The organism is Aeromonas sp. RU39B (assembly GCF_900156095.1).
Lineage (GTDB): Bacteria > Pseudomonadota > Gammaproteobacteria > Enterobacterales > Aeromonadaceae > Aeromonas.
In genome coordinates this window covers 114952-141153 of the sequence record NZ_FTMJ01000001.1, presented here as the reverse complement: position 1 = coordinate 141153, position 26202 = coordinate 114952, and the positions used below count along the sequence as shown (strand labels likewise).

The 26202-nt window shown below is 58.2% G+C and carries 26 protein-coding genes; 10 read left to right on the top strand and 16 right to left on the bottom strand.

The annotated features are described in order from the left end of the window. Positions 1-50 precede the first annotated feature (50 nt). From queF to BW958_RS00600, 6 genes are all read left to right on the top strand, one after another. A complete protein-coding gene (gene queF, locus BW958_RS00625) occupies positions 51-899 on the top strand; it encodes an NADPH-dependent 7-cyano-7-deazaguanine reductase QueF (RefSeq protein WP_076573373.1) in 849 nt (282 codons plus the stop codon). Between the two features lie 73 nt (positions 900-972). Next, positions 973-3243 carry a hypothetical protein gene (locus tag BW958_RS00620; protein WP_076573372.1) on the top strand — a complete coding sequence of 757 codons (2271 nt, stop codon included), beginning with the start codon at positions 973-975 and terminating at the stop codon, positions 3241-3243. Positions 3244-3280: 37 nt separating this feature from the next. Further along, positions 3281-4837 carry a GGDEF domain-containing protein gene (locus BW958_RS00615; protein WP_083687201.1) on the top strand — a complete coding sequence of 519 codons (1557 nt, stop codon included), beginning with the start codon at positions 3281-3283 and terminating at the stop codon, positions 4835-4837. A gap of 147 nt (positions 4838-4984) precedes the next feature. Then, a complete protein-coding gene (gene ppnN, locus BW958_RS00610; protein ID WP_076573370.1) occupies positions 4985-6340 on the top strand; it encodes a nucleotide 5'-monophosphate nucleosidase PpnN in 1356 nt (451 codons plus the stop codon). A gap of 61 nt (positions 6341-6401) precedes the next feature. Beyond that, positions 6402-7172, top strand: coding sequence for a flap endonuclease Xni (gene xni, locus BW958_RS00605; RefSeq protein WP_076573369.1), 771 nt, complete (start codon positions 6402-6404; stop codon positions 7170-7172). Between the two features lie 92 nt (positions 7173-7264). Further along, the gene (locus tag BW958_RS00600; RefSeq protein ID WP_076573368.1) at positions 7265-8272 is read left to right on the top strand and encodes an isocitrate dehydrogenase; all 1008 of its coding nucleotides are present in this window, start codon (positions 7265-7267) and stop codon (positions 8270-8272) included. A gap of 99 nt (positions 8273-8371) precedes the next feature. Here the strand turns inward: BW958_RS00600 and rlmM are convergent, their stop codons facing one another. From rlmM to dinB, 6 genes are all read right to left on the bottom strand, one after another. Then, positions 8372-9469, bottom strand: a complete 1098-nt coding sequence (gene rlmM, locus BW958_RS00595; protein WP_076573367.1) for a 23S rRNA (cytidine(2498)-2'-O)-methyltransferase RlmM — start codon at positions 9467-9469, stop codon at positions 8372-8374. Then, the gene (locus BW958_RS00590) at positions 9462-9848 is read right to left on the bottom strand and encodes a DUF423 domain-containing protein (RefSeq protein WP_076573366.1); all 387 of its coding nucleotides are present in this window, start codon (positions 9846-9848) and stop codon (positions 9462-9464) included. The genes rlmM and BW958_RS00590 overlap by 8 nt, the downstream gene beginning before the upstream one ends. Then, complete coding sequence (locus tag BW958_RS00585; RefSeq protein WP_076573365.1) at positions 9848-10468, bottom strand: alpha/beta family hydrolase; 621 nt, start codon at positions 10466-10468, stop codon at positions 9848-9850. Before BW958_RS00585 ends, BW958_RS00590 begins: the two co-directional genes overlap by 1 nt. A gap of 12 nt (positions 10469-10480) precedes the next feature. Then, entirely contained in the window at positions 10481-11401 is a 921-nt protein-coding gene (locus BW958_RS00580; RefSeq protein WP_076573364.1) for a transcriptional regulator GcvA, read from the bottom strand. A gap of 281 nt (positions 11402-11682) precedes the next feature. Next, the gene (locus tag BW958_RS00575) at positions 11683-13821 is read right to left on the bottom strand and encodes a methyl-accepting chemotaxis protein (RefSeq protein ID WP_076573363.1); all 2139 of its coding nucleotides are present in this window, start codon (positions 13819-13821) and stop codon (positions 11683-11685) included. A 70-nt stretch (positions 13822-13891) separates the two neighbouring features. After that, a complete protein-coding gene (gene dinB / locus BW958_RS00570; protein ID WP_076573362.1) occupies positions 13892-14953 on the bottom strand; it encodes a DNA polymerase IV in 1062 nt (353 codons plus the stop codon). 115 nt (positions 14954-15068) lie between these two features. Here dinB and BW958_RS00565 point away from each other — a divergent pair, with 115 nt between their 5' ends. After that, entirely contained in the window at positions 15069-15272 is a 204-nt protein-coding gene (locus tag BW958_RS00565) for a hypothetical protein (RefSeq protein WP_143232979.1), read from the top strand. Positions 15273-15343: 71 nt separating this feature from the next. On the opposite strand, the gene nqrM is transcribed toward BW958_RS00565, so the two are convergent. The 10 genes from nqrM to BW958_RS00515 all read right to left on the bottom strand — a co-directional run bounded on the left by nqrM (position 15344) and on the right by BW958_RS00515 (position 23722). After that, positions 15344-15565 carry a (Na+)-NQR maturation NqrM gene (nqrM, locus tag BW958_RS00560; RefSeq protein ID WP_076573360.1) on the bottom strand — a complete coding sequence of 74 codons (222 nt, stop codon included), beginning with the start codon at positions 15563-15565 and terminating at the stop codon, positions 15344-15346. 2 nt (positions 15566-15567) lie between these two features. After that, a complete protein-coding gene (locus tag BW958_RS00555) occupies positions 15568-16641 on the bottom strand; it encodes an FAD:protein FMN transferase (RefSeq protein ID WP_076573359.1) in 1074 nt (357 codons plus the stop codon). A 3-nt stretch (positions 16642-16644) separates the two neighbouring features. Beyond that, a complete protein-coding gene (gene nqrF / locus BW958_RS00550; RefSeq protein ID WP_076573358.1) occupies positions 16645-17868 on the bottom strand; it encodes an NADH:ubiquinone reductase (Na(+)-transporting) subunit F in 1224 nt (407 codons plus the stop codon). 17 nt (positions 17869-17885) lie between these two features. Then, positions 17886-18482 (bottom strand): NADH:ubiquinone reductase (Na(+)-transporting) subunit E, encoded by a 597-nt coding sequence (gene nqrE, locus BW958_RS00545; RefSeq protein ID WP_076573357.1) that lies wholly within the window; start codon positions 18480-18482, stop codon positions 17886-17888. Between the two features lie 3 nt (positions 18483-18485). Beyond that, on the bottom strand, positions 18486-19118 hold the full coding sequence (locus BW958_RS00540) for an NADH:ubiquinone reductase (Na(+)-transporting) subunit D (protein WP_076573356.1): 633 nt from the start codon (positions 19116-19118) through the stop codon (positions 18486-18488). Next, positions 19111-19884 carry a Na(+)-translocating NADH-quinone reductase subunit C gene (locus BW958_RS00535; protein ID WP_076573355.1) on the bottom strand — a complete coding sequence of 258 codons (774 nt, stop codon included), beginning with the start codon at positions 19882-19884 and terminating at the stop codon, positions 19111-19113. Before BW958_RS00535 ends, BW958_RS00540 begins: the two co-directional genes overlap by 8 nt. Then, complete coding sequence (locus tag BW958_RS00530) at positions 19874-21103, bottom strand: NADH:ubiquinone reductase (Na(+)-transporting) subunit B (protein WP_076573354.1); 1230 nt, start codon at positions 21101-21103, stop codon at positions 19874-19876. The genes BW958_RS00535 and BW958_RS00530 overlap by 11 nt, the downstream gene beginning before the upstream one ends. 3 nt (positions 21104-21106) lie before the next feature. After that, a complete protein-coding gene (locus BW958_RS00525; RefSeq protein ID WP_076573353.1) occupies positions 21107-22447 on the bottom strand; it encodes a Na(+)-translocating NADH-quinone reductase subunit A in 1341 nt (446 codons plus the stop codon). 346 nt (positions 22448-22793) lie between these two features. After that, complete coding sequence (locus BW958_RS00520) at positions 22794-23105, bottom strand: BolA family protein (RefSeq protein ID WP_076573352.1); 312 nt, start codon at positions 23103-23105, stop codon at positions 22794-22796. Positions 23106-23137: 32 nt separating this feature from the next. After that, positions 23138-23722 (bottom strand): alpha-ketoglutarate-dependent dioxygenase AlkB family protein, encoded by a 585-nt coding sequence (locus BW958_RS00515; RefSeq protein ID WP_076573351.1) that lies wholly within the window; start codon positions 23720-23722, stop codon positions 23138-23140. A 61-nt stretch (positions 23723-23783) separates the two neighbouring features. Between BW958_RS00515 and BW958_RS00510 the strand changes: the two genes are divergently transcribed. The 3 genes from BW958_RS00510 to BW958_RS00500 are packed head-to-tail and all read left to right on the top strand — an operon-like array spanning position 23784 to position 26116. Continuing rightward, a complete protein-coding gene (locus BW958_RS00510) occupies positions 23784-24914 on the top strand; it encodes a methyltransferase (protein ID WP_076573350.1) in 1131 nt (376 codons plus the stop codon). Positions 24915-24925: 11 nt separating this feature from the next. Beyond that, entirely contained in the window at positions 24926-25498 is a 573-nt protein-coding gene (locus tag BW958_RS00505; protein WP_076573349.1) for a YajG family lipoprotein, read from the top strand. Between the two features lie 21 nt (positions 25499-25519). Next, on the top strand, positions 25520-26116 hold the full coding sequence (locus tag BW958_RS00500) for a peptidylprolyl isomerase (RefSeq protein WP_076574056.1): 597 nt from the start codon (positions 25520-25522) through the stop codon (positions 26114-26116). The last annotated feature ends 86 nt before the right edge of the window (positions 26117-26202 follow it).

Sequence of the window (26202 nt, the reverse complement as noted above, 5' to 3'; positions counted from 1 at the left end):
ATTCACCACAATTGCCGCCAAAGCCCGTTATTCTAAGCGACATCATCATCATGACCAACCAAGACCGTTACGCTGGCAATCCGGCACTGGCCGCGCTGGCACTGGGCCAGAAATCTGCCTATATCAGCACCTACACCCCGAGTCTGCTGCAACCGGTGCCGCGCAGCCTCAACCGTGACGATCTGGCGTTAGCCTCTCCCCTGCCCTTTCAGGGTGAGGATATCTGGACCCTGTATGAGCTCTCCTGGCTCGATGGCAAAGGCAAACCGGTGGTGGCCATGGGCGAGGCGCGGGTGCCCGCCACCAGCCCCAATCTGATCGAGTCCAAGTCATTCAAGCTCTATCTCAACTCGTTCAACCAGACCCGCTGCGAGAGCCTGGCCAAGGTGCAAACCCTGCTTGAGCAGGATCTCAGCGCCTGCGCAGGCGCGCCGGTAGCGGTCACGCTCTGGACGCTGGATGCGGCCCCCGCCACCATCACTACCTTGCCGGGCGAGTGCATCGACGGGCTTGATATCGAAGTGGACGATTACCACTTCTCCACCGACTGGCTCAAAGGCGCCGGCAGTGGTGAGCTGGTCGAGGAGACCTTGCACAGCCATCTGCTCAAGTCCAACTGTCTGGTCACCAGTCAACCGGATTGGGGCTCGGTGGTGATCCACTATCGCGGACCCAAACTCGATCGCGAAAAGTTGCTGCGTTATCTCATCTCGTTTCGCCAGCACAACGAATTTCACGAGCAGTGTGTCGAGCGGATCTTTACCGATCTCAGCCGGCTGTGCGGTTGCCAGCAACTGACGGTGTTTGCCCGCTACACCCGGCGCGGTGGTCTCGATATCAATCCGTTTCGCAGTAATATCGAGCAAGCACCTGCCAATATCCGCCTCATCCGACAGTAATCATTAGCACTACTGGACGCGCAGGGAGCCCTTGGCTAACATGCCCTGAACCCTGCGCGCTGTCACCGTATCGATGAATCCACTGCTCTTGCTGGCAATGATGATGACCTCTCTGTCGACTCCTGATTTGGAGTTGGCGCAAAGTGCATTGCCAAGCGAACTGCTACCGGCGCAGGCCCAGGCCTTTCATCATCCCGATGAGTGTTTGCACCAGAGCAGCGAGTTTCTCAAACAGGCTGGCGACAACCCTAGCCAGGTGATGAGCAGCAATCAGGCGCTCTCCTACCGCGAACCTTTGTTAAATTATCGCTCGGTCGAGCAGATCAACAGTGCCCGCATGCTCAAAGGGTTCTGCCAGGCGCTGAGCGGTCAGTCAGAGCAGGCCCTGCGCACCTTTGGCGTGGTGCTTGAAGTGGCCAACCGCGATCATCTGCGTGGCCAAGCCGCCAGCGCCCTCTATCTGCAAGCCCGCCTGCTGGCGCTTGATCCCAATCGCATCGGGCTGGCCCGCCCGCTGCTCGATCAGCTCGACAAACTGCTGGCCGAGCCGGTTTTGCAAAATCACCCGCTGCAGGTCTACAGCCGCCTGCAAGAAGCGACACTGGCTATCGATGATCATCGCTTCGATGATGCCAAAGCGCTGCTGAAAAAGGCCGAAGAGGCCGCTGAGCGCAGCCGCGATCCCGAGCGACTAGCCTGGCGCAGCGCCGTGCAAGGCGATCTTTATCTTGCCATTCGCCAACCCGAGTTGGCACTGGGGCAATACCTTGATGCTCTGCGCCGCATGGAAGATCGCGATGAGCATCTGTTCCTCGGTCGGCTGACCGGCCAGATTGCCTCACTCTATCGCGCCGAAGGCGAGCTGCAAAAGGCGCTCGGCTTTGCCAGTGCATCGGCGGATCACTTCCAGAATGTGGGCAATCCGGTGCCACTGGTCGATGCCTTGATCGAGCTGGCCCAGCTCAATCGCGACCTTGGCGATATCAATATGGCGCTGGTTTACTTCTTCAACGCCCTCGACTTGGTTGACGGCCAGCCGCAGACCGACCTGACCGCCCGCCTCAAGTACGAGGTGGGCAAGACCTATCTGCAAACCGGCAATCTGGTGCTGGCCCGCAACTATCTCAACGCCGCGCGCATGGCCTATGAAAAGAGCGGCAACCGCATCGCCCAGATTGATACCCTGCTGCGCTTAGGGGAGCTGCATCTTCGTCAAAACGAAGCGGCCATTGCCATTTTGCAGTTGGAAAACGCCCTTAATCTGGCCAACCGGGGCAGCCAACCGCAGCAACTGCTGACCATCTATCAACTGCTGGCCAACGCCTACGAGCAGAAGGGCTACTTCCAGCAGGCGCTGGCAAGCTACAAAAAATACCATCAGCACAGCGAGCAGCTGCGCCAGCAAGAGCGCGAGCTGGGACAGGATGATCTGAACGAGCACTATCAAGAGGTGGAGCGCGAGCAGCAAATCAGCCAGCTGACCCACGATCTGCAGCAGGAGAAAGGCGCCCGCCAACGTTACCAGTGGGTGTCGGTCTTTACCGGACTGTCACTGGCGCTGTTTACCTGGCTCTTTTTCACCCTCTGGCTCAAGCTGCGCACCAGTCGCCAACAGAACCGGATGCTGGGACGTGAACTGGAACTCGAGCCACGCACCGGCCTTGCCAACTGGCAGCGCCTGATTTCGCGCGCCCCGATCGAGCTGGCCAAGCGCCAGCAAAGCTCCGATCTCTGGTATCTCGGCGAGCAGACCGACAAAGAGTTTGACGACAAACTCCACTATTTGCTGTTCAAGGTGCCATTCCTTGCCAGTTGCCGTGAGCGCTTTGGCCACCAGAAGGCCAGCGAGATGGAGCAGACCTTCGGCGAATACCTGGCCGAAGGTACGCCGCAAGACGGGCGTATTTACGATCTGCGCGAAGGGCATCTGCTCTATGTGGTACCACAGCGCCACGTGGCCGATCTGCATGAACTGGCGGATAACCTGCTCGCCTGGTTACAGGCATTTCCGAGCCCACTTTTGCTCGATCGCAGGGTTTCGCTCGGTATTGTCAGCTATCCTTTCCTGCCCAAAGCACCGGGCTCCCTTGATCACCAACGCCTTTTTGACCTCTGTTTCCTGGCGCTTGCCGGTGCGCTGCAAGTTTCAGCGCAGCACGATGAGGTGGCTTGGGTAGAGCTTGCTGCGGTGGATTGTCAACAAGCTGCTTTTTTCCACGGAGATGTGTGGGAACGTTGCCTGATGGCAATTGACAAGGGACTGGTTAAAGTGAATTCTTCTCATGAAAAACAAGGGATTAATTGGCGCTCGCTAGCACGGATGCAACATGCGGGTGACCCCTGAGCCCTGTTTAACAACACAATAATTGGCGATGCCCCCTATGATGGACAAGCCCACAGCGGTAGATAACGATGAGATGCTGCGACTCAAGCAACGCGAGCTTGAGGAGCTAAAACAGCAGACGGTTGCCGAGCGCAATCGGGTTACCCAGTTTATCAGCAAGCTGATGCTGGCATGCCGTGGTCATGATCGCGAACTCGATACCAAGCTGGCCAAGCTTCGGCACCGGCTCGATGTCAATCAGCCCTATACTGTGCTCGACGCCGAGTTGGCACTGGTTGAACGCCTGCTGCAGCACCACGCCGAGGCCGTCAAAGGGTCCATCAAGTCAGCACGCAACGCGCTGCAGTATGGCGCCAAGCACATCAAACCGGTCAAGGATTTCTCGGAGAAAGCCTGCCAGGCCCTGCGTGAACACCTGCTGGCGGACGATGGCTACAGCTTCGGTGATTACCACCTCAAGGTGCTCAAGTTGCTGGAGTATTACCAGCAAGCGCTCAAATACCAGCAGGCGGGCGATCCTCTACTGCGCTCCCATCTCGATGATGGTGAGCTGGAGCCGGCCTACAGCAAGCTGGCGGACGAATTACAGCGCCTCATTACCGAGCTGGATTTCGCCGGCGACGTCGGTGAGCGGCTTGATAATATCCGCCGTGAGCTGCTAGGTGGCGTGCCGCTGCCCAAGCTGGCCGAGCTGTCGTTGCAGGTGATTGAGCTCATCATTCAGGGCACCCGTGAAGAGCGCAAGGCCTCACAGACCTTCCTGATTGGGTTGAACGAGAGCCTCAGCGCCGTCCATTTCAGCTTTACCGAAAGTCTGGATGAAGGGCGCGCCCTGCAGGATGAGACCAGCCAGAGCCGTCAGGCGCTTAATCGCGAGCTGCAATCCATCGGAGTCACCCTCGACAATCATCACAAAGTGGATGATCTGCGCCTGGCCGTCCATCGCCATCTGGATTCCCTCTCCCGCTTGCTCGGCGAGCGCGATGCCCTCTATCAACGCGAGCGCCATCTGCTGACCCGGCTCTCGTCAATGGAAGCCAAGCTGCGCCTGATGAAGGACGAGACCGCCGAGTACAAAAAGCGGCTCGCCATCCAAAAGCACAAGCTGTTCCTCGATAGCCTGACCCAGGTGCACAACCGGGCGGCACTCGATGAGCGGCTGGAGCTCGAATACAAGCGCTGGTTGCGTTATCAGACGCCCTTGTGTCTGGCCGTGATCGACATCGACCACTTCAAGAGCATCAATGATAACTATGGTCACATGGCCGGTGACAAGGCGCTGAAAGTGGTGGCCAAGGCACTGCAGCGCGCACTGCGCGACACCGACTTTATCGCCCGTTTTGGCGGCGAGGAGTTTGTGGTGCTGCTGCCCAATATCAACCCGGACAAGTTCTTGAAACCGCTCGACAAGCTGCGACAGACCATCAAGAACATCCCGTTTCGCTTCAAGGATGCCAAGGTGGAGATCACCATCTCCGTCGGCGCCACTCTGTTTCGGGATGGCGATGAAACCACCGATGCTTTCGAGCGGGCCGATCAGGCGCTCTACAGTGCCAAACACTCCGGTCGCGATCAGGTCAATATCGTCATCTAAGGCGACTGCCGCTTAAAAAAGCGGCAGTCGCGTTTTCCCCCATTCCCTTTTACCAAAGCTTCCCACTAGTATCGATGCAGGAAGGGGATGAAACGCCGCATTCCCATATGGCACTACAACGATAACAACGATACCTGAGGGGGCCTTATGATCACCCACATCAATCCGGTCGGCAGCATGGATTTGCTGTCGCAGCTGGAGGTCGACCGACTCAAGCAGACGGCCGCCAGCGACATCTACCAACTGTTTCGCAACTGCTCACTGGCGGTGCTCAACTCCGGCAGTCACACCGACAGCTCGAAAGAGATCCTTGAGCAGTACAAAAGCTTCGACATCCATGTGCTGCGCCGCGAGCGTGGCGTCAAACTCGAGTTGTTCAACGCACCGGAACAAGCCTTTGTCGATGGGGAGATCATTCGCGGCATTCAGGAACACCTCTTCTCGGTGTTGCGCGACATCCTCTATGTCTCCAACCAGCTTGAATCAAACCGGCTGGTCAACCTCACCAACTCGACCCACATCACCAACGTGGTGTTTGCCATTCTGCGTAACGCCAAGGTGATCATTCCTGGCGCCGATCCCAATCTGGTGGTCTGTTGGGGCGGTCACTCCATCAATGAGCTGGAGTACAACTACACCCGGCTAGTGGGCAATGAACTGGGCCTGCGTGAGCTTAACATTTGCACCGGTTGTGGCCCGGGCGCCATGGAGGGGCCGATGAAAGGCGCCGCCGTTGGCCACGCCAAGCAGCGCTTCAAGGGCGGCCGCTATATTGGTCTGACCGAACCTTCCATCATTGCCGCCGAGCCGCCTAACCCCATCGTCAACGAGCTGGTGATCCTGCCAGATATCGAGAAACGGCTGGAAGCCTTCGTACGTCTGGGTCACGGCATCATCATCTTCCCGGGCGGAGTGGGCACCGCCGAAGAGCTGCTCTATCTGCTCGGCATCATGATGAACCCGAGCAATGAGCGCCAACCGATGCCGATCGTGCTGACCGGACCGAAAGAGAGTGCCGACTACTTCCGCGCCATCGACGACTTTATCCGTGCCACCCTGGGCGAGCCGGCCACCCGCCTCTATCGCATCATCATTGGTGATCCGGCCGAAGTGGCGCGCACCATGAAGCAGGCGATGCCGCAAATTCGCGAGTACCGCAAGTCGGTGGGTGATGCCTACTCCTTCAACTGGTCGCTGAAAATCGAGCCGGAGTTCCAACTGCCGTTTGAGCCAACCCATGACAACATGGCCAGCCTCAACCTGCACCGGGATCAGCCGCCACAGATGCTGGCAGCTTACCTGCGCCGCGCCTTCTCGGGCATCGTCGCCGGGAACGTCAAAGAGGGCGGCATCCGCGCTATCGAAAAACGCGGGCCGTTCAAGATCGATGGCGACAAGGAGATCATGCAGCTGATGGACAAACTGCTGCAAAGCTTCGTGCGCCAGCAGCGCATGAAGTTGCCGGGCACGGCCTACCAGCCTTGCTACGAGATCGTCCGTTGAAGCGAGGGGTGCAACTGCGCCCCTTCTGTTACAATGACTTTCCGGTTTTTTTGCCCCAACTATCATGCACCTGCTGATCATCGACGCACTGAATCTGATCCGGCGCATCCATGCGGTGCAGGCCGGTCAATCCCTCACGCCCGAGCAAGCTGTGATTGCCACCCGCGCAACCCTGATTAACACCACCCGCAAGTTACTCGAGCAAGCCACCCCCACCCACGCCATCGCAGTATTTGATGCCGAGGTCGATGGCTGGCGCAAAGCGCGCCTGCCAAGTTACAAGGAAGGGCGCACACCGATGCCCGCCGAACTGCGCGCAGGCCTGGCTTCGTTGCAGGATGCCTTCTGGGAGCTATCGGTCGATTCGCTGTTGTCAGAAACCGATGAGGCAGACGATCTGGTGGCCACTCTGGCACGCAAAACCGCCCAGCACGGTGCTCCGGTGACCATCATCTCGACTGACAAAGGCTTTTGCCAACTGCTCTGCCCCGAGATCCGCATTCGTGACTATTTCAATCGCCGCTGGCTCGATCAGCCGTTTGTTGCCAGTCAGTTTGGGGTTGAACCGACCCAGCTCGTCGATTACTGGGCGCTTACCGGTGTTGCAGGCAGCGGTATCAAGGGGGTACCCGGTATCGGCCCTAAAAGTGCCAGCGCCCTGATTGGCGAGCACGGCTCCCTGACCGCCATATTGGCCAGTCAATCTGATGATCGGTTGGTCAAAAAAGTACGGGAGCACGAGGCTGAGGCACGGCTTGCCTGCGAGCTGGTGAGGCTCTGTGACGATATCGAGCTGGGGTTTAGCCTGCGCGATTTGCGTTTGCCGGGATGATTGAATTTGTAAACACTTTTTGGTGCAAATGTAGCGTGGTTGGTATAATCAAAAACGCTTTATTACCTTCATCAGTACCCTGGATGTGTCCTATGCCTAATAGAAGAATTACAGTCATCCCCGGCGACGGTATCGGCCCGAGCATCATCGAATCTGCCATCCGTATCCTACAAAAGGTTGGCTGCCAGTTTGATTACGACTACGCCGATGCGGGCCTGGTTGCCATGGAAAAGCATGGCGAGTTACTGCCTAAACAGACGCTCGATCTGATCGAACAAAACAAGGTTACCCTCAAAGGCCCTCTCACCACCCCGGTCGGCGGCGGTTTTACCTCCATCAACGTCTCCCTGCGCAAGAAGTTCAACCTCTACGCCAACGTGCGCCCGGTGATCTCGTTCAAGGGCACCAAGAGCCGTTACGAGAATATCGACATCATCACGGTGCGTGAAAATACCGAAGGGATGTATTCTGGCGCCGGTCAGCGCCGCAGCGATGACAACAACAGCGCCGAGGCCACCAGCATCATCACCCGGGAAGGGGCTGAGCGCATTGTGCTGTTTGCCTTCGAGCTGGCCCGTAACGAAGGGCGTAAGAAAGTCACCATCGTGCACAAGGCCAATATCCTCAAATCCACCTCTGGCCTGTTCCTTGAGGTAGCCCGCCAGGTCGCGGCCCGCTTCCCGGATATTCAGAGCGAAGAGATGATTGTCGATGCCGCCTGTATGAATTTGGTCATGTACCCGGAGCGCTTCGATGTGATTGTCACCACCAACCTGTTTGGTGACATTCTCTCGGATCTCTGCGCCGGATTGGTCGGTGGGCTTGGCATGGCACCGGGCGCCAACATCGGCAGCGGTGCGGCCATTTTTGAAGCGGTACACGGCTCGGCGCCGGATATCGCTGGCAAGAACATCGCCAACCCCACCTCGGTCATCCTGGCGTCGGTACAGATGCTCGAATACCTCGGTATGCAAAGCGAAGCCGAGCGCATCCTCAACGCAGTGCGTACCACCATTGAAGCCGGTGAAACCGTCACCCGCGATCTGGGCGGCAGTGCCAGCACCAGCGAATTCACCGATGCGGTGATCGCGCGGCTGTAAGCGGCGAGTAAAACAGAACGGGAGCCTGTGACGGCTCCCGTTTTTGTTGGTGCAGGGTGCAGGGTGCAGGGTGCAGGGTGCAGGGTGCAGGGTGCACGATTACCCTTTACTACCGACCAGTTTGCCAACGGCAAAACGGTTATAGACGTGCACGGTGATCTCTTCGCGGTCGTGATAGAGCTGCTTTGCTTCAATCACAAAACCGTTGTCGACTTCGGCCAGCAACTCGCGCAGCACATCGAGGTTGTGCTCACTCTCGGCAAAGCGCTTTTTCATCGGCAACTTCAGGTTGAAGATTGCCTCCTGGCACAATCCGTCGCGGAACCAGTCAGCGACCATGTGCACCACCCGAGCCGGCTTGTCGACCATGTCGCACACCAGCCAGTAGTTGTTCTTCTTGGACGGTTTCCAGATAAAGCCGTCATCGCGCAGGTGCTTCACCTGACCGGTTTCCATCAGGGATTCGGCCATCATGCCGTTATCAACCGCTGTCACCATCATGCCACGACGCACCAGCTGATAGGTCCAGCCACCCGGACAGGCCCCCAGATCGACCGCCTTCATGCCGGAGGTCAACCGCACATCCCAATCCTCTTTCGGAATGAAGACGTGAAACGCCTCTTCCAGCTTGAGGCTGGAGCGGCTCGGCGCATCGGGCGGGAAACGCAGGCGTGGAATGCCCATGTGGAACGACGAGTTGTTAAACGAGTAAGAGTAGCCGAGCAGCACATGGTCCGACGCCAGGAAGAAGGCGTGGAACACCGGGCGATTCGGCGTCTCTTTCTGGGTCAGCAGCTCGTTGCTGCGCAGCGCCTGGCGAAGCGGCACGGTGAACTTGCGGCAAAAGCCCGACAGCTCTTTGGCTTCATTGGTATCGGCCGTCTCAACCCGCAACTCGCCACAGATGGCGTAGTCACGGCAGGCTTCAACAATCGGCCGGATCCGGTCGCCCGGATCGAGATCGGAGATATCGTGGGTGACCACCAGCATCTGGCGAGCGAAAATCAGCTCCTTAAATGGCAGCTTGCGCGCCAGCAGATCGGCTTGCTCCTCGTCATACAGCTCGAAGAGCACGTAACCGCTGTCGTCCTTGACCCGGGCAAAGCCGTAACACTGCATGTCACTGGCGCGCTCGGTGATCTCTGCCGCCGCCTCTTTCTCAAAGCCGGGGCGGCAATAAATCAAAAGGTTATTCATTCTTTCCTCCAAGACGACAGCCAACCCAAACCAGGGCTGCCCATCCCAACATAAAACAGAGTCCACCCGCTGGAGTGATCAAACCAATGCCCTTGGTTCCGAGCAGCACCATGGCATAGATGCTTCCGGAAAAGCCCAGCGTCCCGAGGGTAAACAGCACGCAGGCCAGGGTAATGGCATGACCCCTAAGCGGCGACAACCCAAGCGCCAACAGCGCCAAGGCGTGGAAAAACTGATACTGCACCGCGGTGTGGAAAGCCGACAGGTGCTCGGGGGTGATGCCACTGGCAGGCAGACCGTGCGCGCCATATGCTCCCAGTATGGTCGCCGTCAGCCCCAGCAGCGCGGCGATCACCACCCACAGGCGTTTTTGCTCCATCACGCGACTCCTTTGGCAAAATCGATAATTCGGGCAGCCGCCAAGCTCAGGTTGGCAGCCTCGCTGTGACCACTGCTGCGACGGGGCGCAAAGCTGTGGTCCCCGTCAGGGATCCACACCACCTGCACCGCCGCAGAAAACGCAAAATCGGTGAGCTCGCAGCGGTTGCCGAAGCTGTCACGCTCCCCCTGCAGCAACAAGGTGGGGGTAGTCATGCGTTTGAGCACCTCACCACGCCAATGCTCCGGTTTGCCCGAAGGGTGGAAAGGATACCCTAGCAGGACCAATCCTGCAGCCTTGCTCTCATCAGCAAGCTCGGCCGCCATCCTGCCCCCCATCGATTTCCCGGCCAGCAGCAGGGGACGGTCGGCAAAACGCTCAATCATCTCGCGCCAACACTGCAGCAGCACCGGCGCGCGATCAGGCGGACGCCGGCGCCCCTCTTCGAGGCTGCGCGCCATATAAGGAAAATTAAACCGCACCACTTGCAGCAGGTCGCCGGCGAGGTGCTCGCAGAGCGAAACCAGAAACGGATGATCCATCCCGGCACCCGCTCCATGAGCGAGTAGCAGGCGCAGCGGCGCATGAGCACTTCCCGACAGACGCCAGGGGCTGTTCATCGATGGCGCTCCTTATTCGAGCAGAGCACGGGCACGGCGGCGGGCTTCTTCCTGCTCGACCAGCTCCAGCATCCATTCACGAAACGCCACAATCTTGCCCTGATCAGCCTGTTGTTCATTGCAGACCAGATAGTAGGCATTCTTGCTCACTAGCACCTGCTCAAACGGGCAGATAAGGCGACCAGCATCAATTTCGGGCTGGGCCAGCACGCTGTGTCCCAGTGCCACCCCCTGACCGTGAATCGCCGCCTGGATCACCATGGTCGAGTGGCTGAAAATCGGCCCTTGATTGACATTTGGCGCATCCACCCCAACCTGGCGAAACCAGGATTTCCAGTCGCGGCGCGAGGTGTCATGCAGCAGGGTATGGCGGGTCAGATCGTCCGGCATGCGCAGTGGCTTGGGGCCCACCAGCAACATCGGCGAGCAGACCGGGATCAGGTATTCGGTGTGCAGTTTGTCAGCACGCATGCCGGGCCAGCTGCCGCGGCCGTAATAAATCGCCACATCCACATCATCGGTCAGCGACCCTTCATCCAGATCGACCGCCTTGATGCGCACATCGATATCGGGATGGCGCTCGCTAAAACGCACCAAGCGCGGCACCAGCCACTGAATGGCAAAGCTTGGCGGCAAGGAGACGGTGAGCGCCCCCTTGGCACTGCGCGCCAACAGCTTGTCGGTCGCTTCAGAAATGGCCGCGAAGATGTCCTTGATATCCAGAAAGTAGCCCTGACCCTCTTCGGTCAGCAGCAAGGAGCGATTTTTGCGCCGAAACAGCTTGATACCAAGGTACTCCTCCAGCGCCTTGATCTGGTGGCTGACGGCTGCCTGAGTGACAAAAAGTTCTTCCGCCGCCCGAGTAAAACTCAGGTGACGGGCAGCAGCTTCAAAGGCCTTAAGCGCATTAAGAGGCGGTAAGCGACGCGACATGGCTCCTTCCGAGGATGAATTTTTCTAATGAGCCGCATTATAAATTGTCGGTTGCGACGCCGCCAGCTAATAAACATAATTCGCGGCACAATCAGTCGCCGTATGGCTCACCATCGAGATATCAACCTGTGTTCCCACAGTTTCTCCGAGCCTGTGACTGCCGATTGTGGTGTTGTGTTTTCTCCTGCGGGAGAAATAGGTTCAAGTCTACGATTTGACCCTGTCTGTCATCTGAATATCTTGGCGCCACCGTCGTGATGGCGCCCTTTTTCTATCCTTTATCAGACCTTGAACTGACCCATCAGCGCCTGCTGCTTGTCGGCCAGGGTGAACATTTCCCGTCCCACTTCGGCCGACGTGCTCGCCTCTTGATTGATCGAATGGCTCACATCGCGGATGTTGGTCACGTTGCCGTTGAGCGAATGGATGACATCGGTCTGCTGCTCGGCGGCATGGGCAATCTGCTCGTTCATCTGCAAGATGGTCTCTACCGCCGTACCGATACGCTCGAGCGTTTCGACCGAGGCCTCGACCTGCTGCCGAGTATGACCGGCCTGAGTGTGGCTCTGGGTAATCGCATCGACCACGGCACCAGTGCCCCCTTGCAACTTGTCGATCAGCTCACGGATCTGCACCACAGACGACTGGGTGCGTCCCGCGAGGTTACGCACCTCGTCGGCCACCACGGCAAAGCCACGGCCCTGCTCACCGGCTCGCGCTGCTTCAATCGCGGCATTGAGCGCCAACAGGTTGGTCTGCTCGGCAATCGACTGAATCACCCCGAGAATGGTACTGATGTTGCCGCTTTCGGCCGACAAGCGCTCCACCATGGGTTTGGCCTCTTCGATGGTCTGCATCAGCACCGCCATGGCCTGTTGGCTGTCGATAACCACCTGGCGCCCTTCGCGCGCCTTGCTACCCGCCTCGTCAGCGGCCGCCACGGCGCGCCCGGCATGACTCACCACTTCGATGGCGCTGGCGCTGAGCTCTTCAAAAGCGGTCGCCACCAACTCCACTTCACGCAGCTGCGACTGCATGCCATCGCGGGTGCGCACTGCGCCGCTCGCCGCCTGCTCGGCGGTGCCACGTGCCCCTTGCACCGTCACCGCCACGTCACTGATGGTGCCTTGCAACTTGTCGAGGAACAGATTAAACCAGTGCGCCAGCGCACCTATCTCGTCATGACGTGCAACCCGCAGCCGCTGGGTCAGATCCCCTTCCCCGCTGGCGATGTCACGCAGTCGCGCCACCACATCACGAATCGGCGCCACCACCTGGCGAGCCAGCAGGGTCACCGCGCCCAGCGCCAGCAAAGTGATGACTACGGCAATCAGCAATTGCTGCATGCTGCTGTCGCTCGCCTGCTGGCGCAGCTGGGCATCGAGCGCTTCGGCATCGGCCAACACCTGGCTGCGTGGCAGCTGGATAAATACCCCCCACTTGAGCGATGCACCGGCAATCGGGATCGGGATAAAGGTCTGCAACCAGTCAGCACCGCTCCAGCGCGTCTGCGACTGGCCACTCGTGAGCCAGCCGGCAATCTCGCCACCAATCTCCCCTAGCTTGGCTCCCACCGGTTGTCCCGGCTCGACCTGAAAACCACTCTGGCCCACCACATTGCCAGCCTGGCTCACCAGCAGCACATCACCGGCCCCTTGGTAGAGCGCCTGGTCAATCTGATCAACCACTTGCTGCATCGGCGCCAGCGCCAGATCGACCCCGACCACACCGATCACCTTGCCCTCGGAGACCATAGGTACAGTCACCGAGGTGAGCAGCATGGTCTGTCCCTGCCGCTCGGCCAGATAGGGATCGAGCAGACACGTGCTCTTCTTATCCATGCTGCAGCGATAGCGCTGGTTGCGCACCATACCGTTGGCATCGGTGCTGGCGTCAGCCAGATTGGCTTCGTTAATAATCTGCGATTCGATCTCGTTGCCCTTGCGGGTCCAGTAGACCGAGAAGCGCCCCTTGTCGTTGGCGCCAAGATAGGTGGAATTAACGAAAATGGCGTCGCCGGAGTCGAGTTGATCCGGCTCAAACACGGCGTAAACCCCAACCAGATTGGGCGCCGCAGCCAGCGACTCGCGCAGCAGCTGGTTGACCGAGGTGCGCAGCGCTTCGGAGCTTAAAAAGTTCTCTTCGGCATTTTTGCGTTGAAACAGAATATCTTGAGCCAGCAACTTGGCGCGGTAGAACGATTCGTCAAGGTAGGAGCTCACTTTGACCGCCTGGGCCTGACCCAGCGCCTGCATCAGCTGCTCGGCATTGGCGCGAGCACTCTGACTATTACTCTGGTTGACTTTATCCTGCATGACCGAGCCCTGATACAGGGCCAGACCACTTAACGAGGCAGCGAGCAGCAAGAGGCAAAGCCCAGTGAAAAGCGTAATGCGCCACTGGACCGAGAGTGACTTCATGATGACATCCTTATCTGTGATCTAGCTCGCTATAATATCGGCTAATGATATGAATTTCTTAAAATTTTATTCACATATCAAAAGAGAGCTGTTCTCGTTTCTGATTGACTCCGGCCACCACACCGACCAGCCGGATGGCTCGGCCGTGACTGCGCAGCAATCCCTCCCGTAACAGAGACTCGAGCAGTTCCGATGTGATGTGATCGCAGGCGCGATAAACGGTGGTTTGCTGAAAATCGACAAATTTAAGCTTGATGCCAAAACCGCTGATCGGTCGCCCTGCCTGATGGCGCTCGAGGCGGCGTTGCAGCTCGGGTAGCAGTGAGTGCAACAGAGGTAATACCGAGGCCTCATCAGCACGCAGGTCGTGATCCAGCGTGGTCTCCACGCCCACACTCTTGCGCTCACGGCTCACCTCGACCGGCCGTTCATCACGGCCCCAGATACGCTCTTGCAGCATGTCACCCAGCTTGCCAAACAGGGCGTGACACTCGGCCAAGGAGAGCGCCCGCACATCTTCACAGGTGATAAGCCCAAGCGCCGCCAACCGCTCGGCACTCTTGCGACCGATACCGGGAATAGCCGCAAGCGGCAGCTGGCGAACAAACTCATCCACTTCACCGGGCGTAATAACAAACAGTCCGTCAGGCTTGTTGCGCTCGGAGGCGATCTTGGCCAGAAACTTGTTGGGCGCCACGCCGGCCGAGGCGGTCAGCTGCAGCTCGCGGCTTATCGCCTCCCGGATAGCCATCGCCATGCGGGTGGCAGAGCCGCCCAACTGATCGCTGCCAGTCACATCCAGATAGGCTTCATCCAGTGAAAGCGGCTCGATGCGGTCGGTGTAGCGGGCAAAAATGGCGTGCAGCTGGTGCGAGATCTCCTTGTAGTAACCGAGGCGACCGGGCAGCAGTACCAGGGGTGGGCAGAGCCGCTGGGCCAATGCCGTCGGCATGGCCGAGCGCACGCCAAAGCGGCGCGCCACGTAGTTACAGGTTGAGATCACCCCCCGCTTGGCCGCCGCGCCCCCGATGGCCAGCGGCACATCACGCAGATGTGGCTGATCGCGCATCTCTACGGCGGCATAAAAGCAGTCCATATCAACGTGGATGATCTTGCGTCCGGCTTCACTCATCAGATAACGCCAAACTGGATAAAAACACAGTATACCGTTGTCACTGGCGCTTTTTACAGGGGGTAACCCTCTTTGGCTGCGCTTATCTCTGATCACCGTGATGGGGAGATTGACCATGAAAACAGGATTCATCCTGCTCTTGCTGGCGCTGCCACTGGCGGCCAAACAGCAGCCCACCGCCGAGTGCCTCTGGCTGCATCAACGCATCGAAGCGCTGGATCAAGCCATTGCCAAAGGGGATCACCTTAAAACCGAAGAGGAGCGAGAACGCTGGAAAGCCGAATTTCACAAGAAAGGATGCGAAGCGTATGACTACTAGGATTGAACCCTGCCATACCGATAAAAGCGAGGCGGCTTCACGCCGCCCCATATCAACACAAAAGAACTGCCTCAGATAATACGCTGCTCTTGCAACTGCTTGAGACGCGCGGCTTCTGCCATTTTCTTCTTGCGGTTGTCGCACGGCTCGGGGCAATCACACTCTTTCTCGATACCGATGGAGCCAAGGCCCCCACACGAGCCGGAGATGCTGCGGCGCTTGACGATGTAGCCGATGGACATCCCCAGCACCACCAGCAAAAACACGGCGAAGGTTATCAAAAACGTCTGCATTGCTACTTCCTCACAAGATAGGGACGAAACGCATCGGAGTATGCCTCGTCAAACCCCTTGTCGGTTTTGGTGACCATGAACACAGCCAATCCCTTCTCTTTGGCAAAGGCCATTCCCTGCTCCGGCCCCATCACGGTGAGTGCCGTAGCCAGCCCATCTGCCGTCATGCAGGAGGGGTGGATCACCGTCACCGACACCAATTTGTGCCGGATAGGATGGCCGGTGGCCGGATCAATGGTGTGCGACAGGCGCTCGCCATCGAGTTCATAGTAGTTGCGATAATCTCCCGAGGTGGCCACTCCGTTGTCACCGGGCAGGATCACTTCTTGAACGCTGCCACCGACATCGCCGCTGACCGGCTTTTCGATGGCCACCCGCCACGGCTGAGCGCGGCCATTGTGTCCTTTGAGACGAAGCTCACCGCCAATCTCGACCAGATAGTTGCGCGAGCCTTTTGCCTCCAGATAGTGTGCCACCTTATCGACACCAAAGCCCTTGGCAATGGCCGACAGATCCACATATAGATCCGGAATGTCTTTTTGCGCTACCGAGGCATCCACCGAGGTGGTCACATGCAAATTGCCAAGCCCGGTTTTCTGGCGGGTTTGATCAATCAGCTCATCACTCGGAATACGCAGCGGTCGTTTGTCAGGGCCAAATCCCCACAAATTGACCAGTGGACCAACCGTCACGTCCAGTGCACCGCGCGTTTCGCGGCCCAGACGCAGCGATTCGATGAGCACGCTCGCCGTGTCATCCGAGATCACTACCGGCTTGCCGTCGTGAGCGCGGTTAAAGCGAGAGAGCTCTGAATCGGGACGATAGGTCGACATCTGATCGTTGACCTGCTCGAGCAGGGCATCAATCTCACGCTGAAACGTGGTCGCATCGCCAACCGGCAGGTCGGCGGCCTTGACCGAATAGTAGGTGCCCATGGTGCTGCCACGCAGTTGCAGCTCAGGATGCTCGGCAGATCTCTTGACCACAGGCGTCGCAGAAGGCGTGGCCGGAGGGGTACAGCCTGTCAATGACATGGCCAGCCCGAGGGCCAGCCATGTTGTTGCACCACATCTCATGCATTAACCGCCAAAGTCATCGAGCAGGATGTTCTCATCCTCGACGCCCAGGCTCTTGAGCATTTTGATTACGGCCGCATTCATCACCGGGGGACCACACATGTAGAACTCGCAATCTTCCGGAGACTCGTGGTTCTTCAGGTAGTGCTCGTAGAGCACATTGTGGATAAAGCCGGTGTAGCCATCCCAGTTATCTTCCGGCTGCGGATCCGACAGGGCGACATGCCACTTAAAGTTGTCGTTCTCGGCCTGCAGCATGTCGAAATCTTCCACATAGAACATTTCGCGCTTGGAGCGGGCACCGTACCAGAAGCTCATCTTGCGCTTGGTTTTGAGGCGGCGCAGCTGATCGAAGATGTGCGAACGCATCGGCGCCATACCGGCACCACCGCCGATGAACACCATCTCGGCATCGGTATCCTTGGCGAAGAACTCACCAAACGGACCAGAGATAGTGACCTTGTCACCGGCCTTGAGGTTGAAGATGTAGGAAGACATCTGTCCCGGAGGCGCACTCCAGTTGCTCGGCGGCGGGGTTGCGATCCGCACGTTCAGCATGATGATGCCGAACTCTTCCGGATAGTTGGCCATGGAGTAAGCACGGATAATCGGCTCATCAACCTTGGACTCCAGATCGAAGATCTTGAAGCGATCCCAGTCACCGCGATACTCCTCGGGAATATCGAAGTTCTTGTAGTAGACGTGGTGAGCCGGCGCCTCGATCTGGATATAACCACCGGCGCGGAACGGCACGCTCTCGCCATCGGGGATCTGCAGCTTGAGCTCCTTGATGAAGGTGGCCTTGTTGTCATTGGAGATGACGGTACATTCCCACTTCTTCACACCGAAGATCTCTTCGGGCAGTTCAATGTCCATATCTTGGCGCACGGTGACCTGACAGGCCAGACGCTCGCCGTGGCGGGCATCGCGCTTACTGATGTGATCAAGCTCGGTCGGCAGGATATCACCACCGCCAGATTTCACCCGCACGCGGCACTGGCCGCAGGAACCACCGCCACCACAGGCGGAAGAGACAAAGATACCGCTGCCGGCGAGAGCGCCGAGCAGCTTGCCACCGGCCGGCGTTTTAACCGCCTTGCCCGGATCGTCATTAATCAAGATTGTCACATCACCGGCAGTGACCAGCTTGGACTTGGCAAACAGAATGACTGCTACCAGGGCCAGCAGGATGACGGTAAACATGACCACACCCAGGATAATTTCCATCTATATTTCCTTTCCGATTACAGGGAAATACCAGAGAAGGACATAAAGCCCAGCGCCATCAGCCCGGCGGTGATGAAGGTGATGCCAAGGCCACGCAGACCTTCCGGAACATCGGAATACTTCATCTTCTCGCGAATACCCGCCATGGCCACGATGGCTAGCATCCAGCCAGCACCGGAACCCACGCCATACACCACCGACTCGGCAAAGTTGTAGTCACGCTGCACCATGAACGAGACGCCACCAAAAATGGCGCAGTTCACGGTAATCAGCGGCAGGAAGATGCCAAGGGCGTTGTAGAGCGCCGGGAAGTACTTGTCGAGCGCCATCTCGAGGATCTGCACCAGCGCCGCAATCACACCGATAAAGGTGATGAAGCTCAGGAAGCTCAGATCCAGGCCATCCATCAACACGCCATCTTTGAGCACAAAGTTGTAGATGAGGTTGTTGGCCGGCACGGCAATGGTCTGCACCACGGTGACCGCGATACCCAGACCAATAGCGGTTTTCACTTTCTTGGAGACCGCCAGGAAGGTACACATCCCGAGGAAGAAAGAGAGCGCCAGGTTTTCGATGAAAATCGAACGAACTAACAGACTGATATAGTGTTCCATCGCTTACTCCTTGGCCTCCACCTGCTTCGGATCCTTGGTGCGCACGATCCAGATGATGATGCCAATCAGGAAGAAGGCACTCGGCGGCAACAGCAACAAGCCGTTGGGCACATACCAGCCGCCATTGCTCACCAGCGGCAGCAACTTGATGCCAAACCAGGAGCCAGAACCCAGCAGCTCACGCACGGTGGCCACGGCCAACAGCACGGCGCCGTAACCCAGACCGTTACCGATACCATCGAGGAACGCCGGCATCGGCGCACTCTTCATGGCATAGGCTTCGGCGCGGCCCATCACGATACAGTTGGTGATGATAAGACCCACAAACACCGAGAGCTGTTTGGAGATGTCATACGCCACGGCCTTGAGCAGCTGATCGACCACAATCACCAGCGAGGCAATGATCGCCATCTGCGCGATGATGCGCACACTGTTGGGGATATAGTTGCGGATCATCGAGATGAACAGGTTGGAGAACGCCGTGACCGCCGTCACCGCCAGGGTCATCACGAACGCCGTCTTCATCTGGCTGGTCACCGCCAGCGCCGAGCAGACACCGAGCACCTGCAAGGCGATCGGGTTGTTGCCAAGCACCGGGGTCAGCAACAGCTTTTTCATTTCACTCTTGTCAACCATTGTTCAGCTCTCCTGCACGCAGTTTGGCCAGGAACGGACCATAGCCCTTGGGCCCCATCCAGAAGTCGAAGGTGTGTTGCACCCCGTTACCGGTCAGGGTGGCGCCGGAGAGACCATCGATCTCATGCTCGGAGCCATCAGGCGCATGCCCCTTGATGACGCGCAGGGCCGGTTGACCTTGCTCGTCAAACAGCTTCTTGCCGACAAACAGGGCGCGCCAGGCCGGGTTTTCAATCTCGCCGCCCAGACCCGGTGTCTCACCATGGTCGTAGTAGGTGATACCCTTGATGGTCTGGCCATCCGGTGCGACCGCCAGGAAGGCGTACATGGTGGACCACAGACCCTGACCATAGATGGGCAGAATGATCGAATCGACCACGCCTTGCTCGTTCTTGGCCAGGAACACCGGCATCTGCTTGGCAATACGGCGCAGGCCAGCCTTGTCGTCTGCCGATGGCAACACCAGATTGCGCGCCGGATCTTTGGCCGCCGCCAGCACGTCGAAGCTATCAGCGTTGCCTTCGGCGTACTGACCGCTGGTCAGGTCAACCAGACGGGCTTCGATATTCTGGCCATAGACCTTGGCCACATTGCTCACATCCAGCCCGGCTACAGACAGGATATTGCGCTGCTTGTCGAGGGCCTTGTTGGCTTGTTGCAGTGGGCGCAGCCCGACTGCCGACACCGAGACCACGATGGAGCAGACCAGGCACAGGCCAGCGACGATGCTGACGGTGCCGATAGTGGAATCTTTATTAAACGCCACGAGCGATCCTCCGCTTGATGTTCGCCTGTGCCACGAAGTGGTCAAACAGCGGGGCAAACAGGTTCGCGAACAGAATGGCCAACATCATGCCTTCCGGGAACGCGGGGTTGACCACGCGCACCAGCACCACCATCACCCCGATCAGGGCGCCGTACCACCACTTGCCCTTGTTGGTAAAGGAAGCAGAGACCGGATCGGTGGCCATAAACATCATGCCGAAGGCAAACCCACCCAGCACCAGGTGCCAGTGCCAGGGCATGCTGAACATGGGGTTGGTGGCAGAGCCGATGATGTTGAACAGCAGGGAGGTGGCGATCATGCCAAGCATCACACCGCCAACGATGCGCCAGGAGGCGATGCGCATATAGATGATCATTGCGCCACCGAGCAGAATCATCAGGGTGGAGACTTCACCGATGGAGCCCGGGATGTTACCCAGGAACGCATCAATCCAGCTGATGGTTTGACCGGTTGCGGCATTGATCAGGGCAGCCTGTCCGCCTTGGGCCCATTGGCTCAGCGCAGTGGCACCGGAGAAGCCATCGACGGCAACCCAGACCGCATCACCGGAGATTTGACCCGGGTAGGCGAAAAACAGGAAGGCACGCCCGGCCAGCGCCGGGTTGAGGAAGTTTTTGCCGGTACCGCCAAACACTTCCTTGGCGAATACCACGCCAAAGCTGATGCCAAGCGCCGCCTGCCACAGGGGCAGATCCGGCGGCACGATCAGGGCAAACAGGATCGAGGTCACGAAGAAACCTTCGTTGATCTCGTGCTTGCGGATCATGGCAAACAGCACTTCCCAGAAACCGCCGACAAAGAAGACGACGATGTAGATGGGCAGGAAGTGGGTCGCCCCCATCAGCATTTTACTGCCAAAGCCGGCAACGGCCGGATCAAGGGATGCTCCCAACATGGATGCCAGCGCATATTGCCAGCTGTCGATACCGGCTGCGCTGCCCATATGGGCCACGGCGCTCATCGCCTGGTTGCCGACGTTATACATGCCCCAGAACATGGCCGGGAATACCGCCAGCCACACCATGATCATCATGCGCTTGAGATCAATCGCATCACGAATGTGGGCACTGCTGCGGGTGACACTTCCCGGGGTGTAGAACAGGGTGTAGGCCGCTTCAAACAGGGCGTAGTACTTCTGGTACTTACCGCCCGGCTCGAAGTGGTGCTCCATTTTTTCAAAAAGTTGCTTGAGACTCATCGCTTAACCTTCCACTTCGATCTTGGTCAGGCACTTGCGCAGCAGGGGACCGTATTCGGTCTTGCCGGGGCAAACGAAGGTGCACAGGGCGAGATCCTCTTCGTCCAGCTCCAGACAACCCAACGTCTGGGCACTGTCGGTATCACCGACCACCAGATCGCGCAGCAGCAAGGTCGGCAGGATGTCGAGCGGCATCACCCGTTCATAGTTGCCGATAGGCACCATGGCCCGGTCGCTACCGTTGTTGCTGGTGTTGAAGTTGAACAGCTTGCCCTTAAACAGGTGCGACAAGGTGGTGCGAGTGATCGAGAACTTCTCGGCACTGGGATTGACCCAACCGAGGAACTCTTTTTCACGCCCTTCACCCAGCACGCTGACCTGCAGATGGTAGCGCCCGAGATAGGCCACTTCGGCCTTGGCATGCACACCGCTTAAGACCGAACCGGAGATGATGCGATTTTCATCGGCACGCAGCTCGTTGTTGGTCAGCTCAAGTACGCTAGCGCCCAGGCGGGTTCGCAGCAGGCGCGGGCGCAGCACGCTGGGGCCCGCTAGCGACACGATGCGATCCGTGCTGATACGACCGCTGGTGAACAGCTTGCCGTAGGCGATCACATCCTGATAGTTGATGTGCCACAGCGTCTTGTGATTGCTGGCCGGCTCGAGGAAGTGGATATGAGTGCCCGGCAAACCGGCCGGATGGGGGCCGACAAACACCTCTTCGTGCACCTGGGCCAGGGGCGATTTGGGCAAACTGCCCTCCCCCTTACAGACGTACACCTTGCCGTCGGTCAGACGACTTAGCACCGCCAGACCATCGATAAAGGCCTGCGACTCAGCACGGATGATGGGCTCGGCATGGGCTGCCAGCGGATTGCTGTCCATCGCGGTAACGAAGATGGCGCGCGGGGAAGAGCCCACTGCCGGCACCTTGCTAAACGGGCGGGTTCGCAGGGCAACCCACTGGCCGGATTCGACCAGGATCTCTTGCACCTGGGCGCGTTCTAGCTGCGGCAACGCATCTGACGGGAAGGCGTCGAAGGTGATCTCGTCATCACCATCGATGTCGATGACGACCGACTGCAGAACACGCTTGTCACCACGGTTGATTTCGGCCACAACGCCGGCAGCAGGGGCAGTGAATTTGATGCCTGGGTTCTTTTTGTCTGCAAAAAGAACCTGGCCTTTCTTGACGCGATCCCCGACCTTGACGGCCATGGTGGGACGCATCCCCACATACTCCTCGCCGAGCGTAGCAACACGACTGATGGCAGGACCATCGTAGATTACCTGCTCTGGCATGCCCTGCAGAGGGATATCCAGTCCATGTTTGATTGTAATCATACTTTCTTGCACTACCGTTACGGGAAGACAATTGGTGAATATCGGGAGTGATCCCGACAGCGATTTGAATCTCCAAACAGAAGCCAGAATGTCACAGCTGACCACTCTGACTGAAAATTCAATAAGTGACTGATTTTAACCTTTAAACTTATGTTGAGACTATCTCGGATCAGAAAAACTAACCCTTCATCACAAAATTAATCTCAATCTTCAGGTGCATTTGAACAGAGCATGAACAGATAAAAAGAGGAAAGTCATTAGGGCTTGAATGCCTGACCTCCGTTTTCGTTCTAAGGTGCTTCATGCAAGAAAATTTTATGAATAATAATAAAGCCAAACGAACCCATCAGACCGCCGGGCGGCCGACACAGCTCGGCGTGTCAGGTGCCGACTGACGCGCCTGCCACTCTTCTGGCGTGTAGGTATGCAGTGCGAGGGCATGGACTGCGCCGGCCAACTCTTCCGACAGCAGCGCATTGATCTTGCGATGGCGGGCCAGCAGGCGTTCTCCAGCAAACGCATCGCTGACGATGATCACCTTGAAGTGGCTCTCGGAGCCCGGCGCAACCCGGTGCATGTAACTCTCATTAATCACTTCAAGGTGGTTGGGTGCGAAGACATCGCGCAGCTTCTGCTCCAGACGAACTTGCATGCTCATGGCTCTCTCCGTGTCGTGGTATCGGGCCCATTCTAGCGGCGAGGCAACAGGAAACGAAAGGTCAGGTTGATGCGCGGTGTGCTGATATGCCTGGCTTTGGGCAGTGCATGCTGCCACTGCGCCTGCATACCGGGGCCCATCAGCAGCAAGGTTCCCGGCGCCAACCAGCACTCATGGCGGCAAGCATGATCATCGCGCCGCCGCATCACAAAGCGCCGCTGCGCTCCCAGACTGAGCGACGCCACCGCGGGCGCGGGCCCCAGTTCAGGCTCGTTGTCGCGGTGCCAGCCGATATGGTCGTTCCCATCACGATAGTAATTGAGCAGCACGCTGTTAAAACCGTGCCCGGTGCTGCTTGCCACACGCTCGCGTAGCTCGGCAAGCTTGGCTGGCCAAGGCGTCGCCGGCAGTACTAACCCGCTGTAGCGATAGGGTTCATCGGCAAACCAGGCCGTTAATCTTGGCTGCAGATGGCGGCGGCCAAACAGGCAGATCGACTGCTGCTGCCAGCTAATCTCCTGTAACAACCATGGCCAGAGTGTCTCTTGCTCTTGCATACCCAACCAGTCAGGCCAGATGCCAAGTGAAGCACCTTGCAAATCGAGCCATTGCACCATGTCACTTCTCCCGCCAACCCGCTAGAATAGCGCCCCCGTTTGACCATAGCCCGGAGTCGTGATGCAAACGCATCTTGTCACCCCTTACGGCGAGTTTGAGCTGCTACGCTACCCGTCGCAATCTGATGATCCCTTGCAGGCCTGGGACGCCGCCGATGAGTATCTGCTCGATACCCTGGCCCAATCGCCGCTGCCGGATGGCCCGGTGATCATCATGAATGACAGCTTTGGCACCCTGACGCTGGCACTGCACAGCCATGCCCCGCTGCTGGTCAGCGACTCGTTTATCAGCCGCCGTGGCGCAGAAGAGAATCTGCGTCGTAATGGCATAGCGCCCGAGACTCTGCGCTGGCAAGACGCGCTCGCGCCGCTACCGGCCAATCCGGCGCTGGTGATCATCAAGGTCAGTAAATATCAAGCGCTGCTCGAGCAGCAATTGATATTGCTGTCGCAGGTGGTCACCCCGCAAACCCGCATTATTGCTGCCGGCAAGGCCAAGGAGATCCACTCCTCGACCCTGCAACTGTTTGAAAAGTGGCTCGGTGACACCACCACCTCACTCGCCTGGAAAAAAGCGCGACTTATCTATTGTCAACCACGCGCCAACGCTGCACAGATGCGTAATCCCTATCCGACCGTGTGGCCGCTGGAAGGCACCGCCATGCAGATCCGCAACCACGCCAATGTGTTTTCCCGTACCAGCCTCGATATCGGCGCCCGTTTTATGCTCGAGCATCTGCCGGTCATGAGCGCCCGCCATGTGATCGATCTGGGTTGTGGGAATGGTGTATTGGGTTTGTCACTGCTGGCGCGCGATGCCGAGGTTGACGTGACCTTCTGCGACGAGTCCTGCATGGCCATCACCTCGGCGCGGGAGAACGTGGAGCTCAATGTGCCAGACGCGCTCAGCCGCGCCCATTTTATGCTCAATAACTGCCTGGACAATGTAGCCAGCGGCTATGCCGATCGCATCGTGTGCAATCCACCCTTTCACCAGTTGCAGACCATCACCGATCATATCGCCTGGCAGATGTTTACCGATGCCCGACGAGTGTTGCCGCGTGGCGGCGATTTGTGGGTTGTCGGCAACCGCCATCTGGATTATCACAACAAGCTCAAGCGCTTGTTCGGTAACACACAAGTCATTGCAGCTAATAAAAAATTCGTTATCTTGAGAGCCATCAAACGCTAGGGGAACCCGTGATGAAGAAAACTATCTTTCTGCTGACTGCCATGCTGCTCGGCGGCTGTGCCACCCACTGGCCAGAAATTGCCTATATCAATCCGCAGATCATCCCGTCCAACCAGCAATATTACTCCGGTAACAGCGTGACGCTGGAAGGGGTGGATCGCCGTGAGGCCGCTTATGTCTTCTCGGTGAAGAAGAAGGATCAAGCGGCCATTCTGGTCGGCACCGATCGTCCGCTCGCCACCATCCTTTCCGACAAGCTCTCGGAGGGGCTGCGTAGCCAAGGGCTGAATGTCGGTAACATCGGCTCGACCCACGTCCAGCTGGAAGTGCTGCAAGCGGCCGTGACCGTGGAAGAGAAGACCTTCACCTATGTCACCCGGGCCAAGGTCAGCCTCAAGATCACCGCCGATTACCAAGGCAACAAGGTGAGCAAGCAGTTTAATGCGTCCTCTTCCAAGGAGGGCCCGGGTCAGCCTGACATGGCCGAACTCGAGTCCATCCTGAACCAGCATCTGGGCAATCTGCTGCAACAGATGATGAGCGATCAGCAGGTACGTGCTTACATCAAAGGCCAAGCCAGCTAACCGGAGAGCCCGCTCATGACGATGCACTTTAAACATGTTCTGGGCGTGGCCGCGCTGCTCGCTCCGCTGAGCCTGCTGGCCGCCCCGCTGGTGAAGTTTGAAACCAACCACGGCACTATCGTGGTGGATATGGCCTCCAAGCAGGCGCCCAAAACGGTGAAGAACTTCCTCACTTACGTGGCCGATGGCAGCTATGACGGCTCCATCTTCCATCGGGTCATTCCCGGCTTCGTGGTCCAGGGCGGCGGTTACAACCAGCAATATCAGCAGTTGCCAACCTATGAGCCGGTCGTCAACGAATCGATTGGGGGCCTGTCCAATCAACGCGGCACCATTGCCATGGCGCGCACTCAGGCTGTCGATAGCGCGACCCGCCAGTTCTACTTCAATCTGGTGGACAACACCAATCTGGATGGGGTGGATCACGCGGGTTACACCGTGTTTGGCAAGGTGGTGAGCGGTATGGACGTGCTCGACAAGATTGCCCAGAGCCCGACTCAATACAGCTCGATTCTGCGTGCCAATGACGTCCCGGCCACTCAGGTGATTCTGCGCCACGTGGAGGTGCTGCCAGAGCCCGCCACCAAGCCGCAGAGTGCAGCGAAGAAAACCAAGTAACACCAGAGACAGCCGGCCGATGCCGGCTCTCTTTTTTTCACGCCAGCAGGAGGGTTTTACCATCAAACGCACGGCCGCCACTGGCT

Coding starts and splice junctions, on each gene's coding strand:
- queF (WP_076573373.1), top strand. CDS start 51: ATGACCAACCAAGACCGTTACGCTGGCAATCCGGCACTGGCCGCGCTG.
- BW958_RS00620 (WP_076573372.1), top strand. CDS start 973: ATGAATCCACTGCTCTTGCTGGCAATGATGATGACCTCTCTGTCGACT.
- BW958_RS00615 (WP_083687201.1), top strand. CDS start 3,281: ATGATGGACAAGCCCACAGCGGTAGATAACGATGAGATGCTGCGACTC.
- ppnN (WP_076573370.1), top strand. CDS start 4,985: ATGATCACCCACATCAATCCGGTCGGCAGCATGGATTTGCTGTCGCAG.
- BW958_RS00600 (WP_076573368.1), top strand. CDS start 7,265: ATGCCTAATAGAAGAATTACAGTCATCCCCGGCGACGGTATCGGCCCG.
- rlmM (WP_076573367.1), bottom strand. CDS start 9,469: ATGAATAACCTTTTGATTTATTGCCGCCCCGGCTTTGAGAAAGAGGCG.
- BW958_RS00590 (WP_076573366.1), bottom strand. CDS start 9,848: ATGGAGCAAAAACGCCTGTGGGTGGTGATCGCCGCGCTGCTGGGGCTG.
- BW958_RS00585 (WP_076573365.1), bottom strand. CDS start 10,468: ATGAACAGCCCCTGGCGTCTGTCGGGAAGTGCTCATGCGCCGCTGCGC.
- BW958_RS00580 (WP_076573364.1), bottom strand. CDS start 11,401: ATGTCGCGTCGCTTACCGCCTCTTAATGCGCTTAAGGCCTTTGAAGCT.
- BW958_RS00575 (WP_076573363.1), bottom strand. CDS start 13,821: ATGAAGTCACTCTCGGTCCAGTGGCGCATTACGCTTTTCACTGGGCTT.
- dinB (WP_076573362.1), bottom strand. CDS start 14,953: ATGAGTGAAGCCGGACGCAAGATCATCCACGTTGATATGGACTGCTTT.
- BW958_RS00565 (WP_143232979.1), top strand. CDS start 15,069: ATGAAAACAGGATTCATCCTGCTCTTGCTGGCGCTGCCACTGGCGGCC.
- nqrM (WP_076573360.1), bottom strand. CDS start 15,565: ATGCAGACGTTTTTGATAACCTTCGCCGTGTTTTTGCTGGTGGTGCTG.
- BW958_RS00555 (WP_076573359.1), bottom strand. CDS start 16,641: ATGAGATGTGGTGCAACAACATGGCTGGCCCTCGGGCTGGCCATGTCA.
- nqrF (WP_076573358.1), bottom strand. CDS start 17,868: ATGGAAATTATCCTGGGTGTGGTCATGTTTACCGTCATCCTGCTGGCC.
- nqrE (WP_076573357.1), bottom strand. CDS start 18,482: ATGGAACACTATATCAGTCTGTTAGTTCGTTCGATTTTCATCGAAAAC.
- BW958_RS00540 (WP_076573356.1), bottom strand. CDS start 19,118: ATGGTTGACAAGAGTGAAATGAAAAAGCTGTTGCTGACCCCGGTGCTT.
- BW958_RS00530 (WP_076573354.1), bottom strand. CDS start 21,103: ATGAGTCTCAAGCAACTTTTTGAAAAAATGGAGCACCACTTCGAGCCG.
- BW958_RS00525 (WP_076573353.1), bottom strand. CDS start 22,447: ATGATTACAATCAAACATGGACTGGATATCCCTCTGCAGGGCATGCCA.
- BW958_RS00520 (WP_076573352.1), bottom strand. CDS start 23,105: ATGAGCATGCAAGTTCGTCTGGAGCAGAAGCTGCGCGATGTCTTCGCA.
- BW958_RS00515 (WP_076573351.1), bottom strand. CDS start 23,722: ATGGTGCAATGGCTCGATTTGCAAGGTGCTTCACTTGGCATCTGGCCT.
- BW958_RS00510 (WP_076573350.1), top strand. CDS start 23,784: ATGCAAACGCATCTTGTCACCCCTTACGGCGAGTTTGAGCTGCTACGC.
- BW958_RS00505 (WP_076573349.1), top strand. CDS start 24,926: ATGAAGAAAACTATCTTTCTGCTGACTGCCATGCTGCTCGGCGGCTGT.
- BW958_RS00500 (WP_076574056.1), top strand. CDS start 25,520: ATGCACTTTAAACATGTTCTGGGCGTGGCCGCGCTGCTCGCTCCGCTG.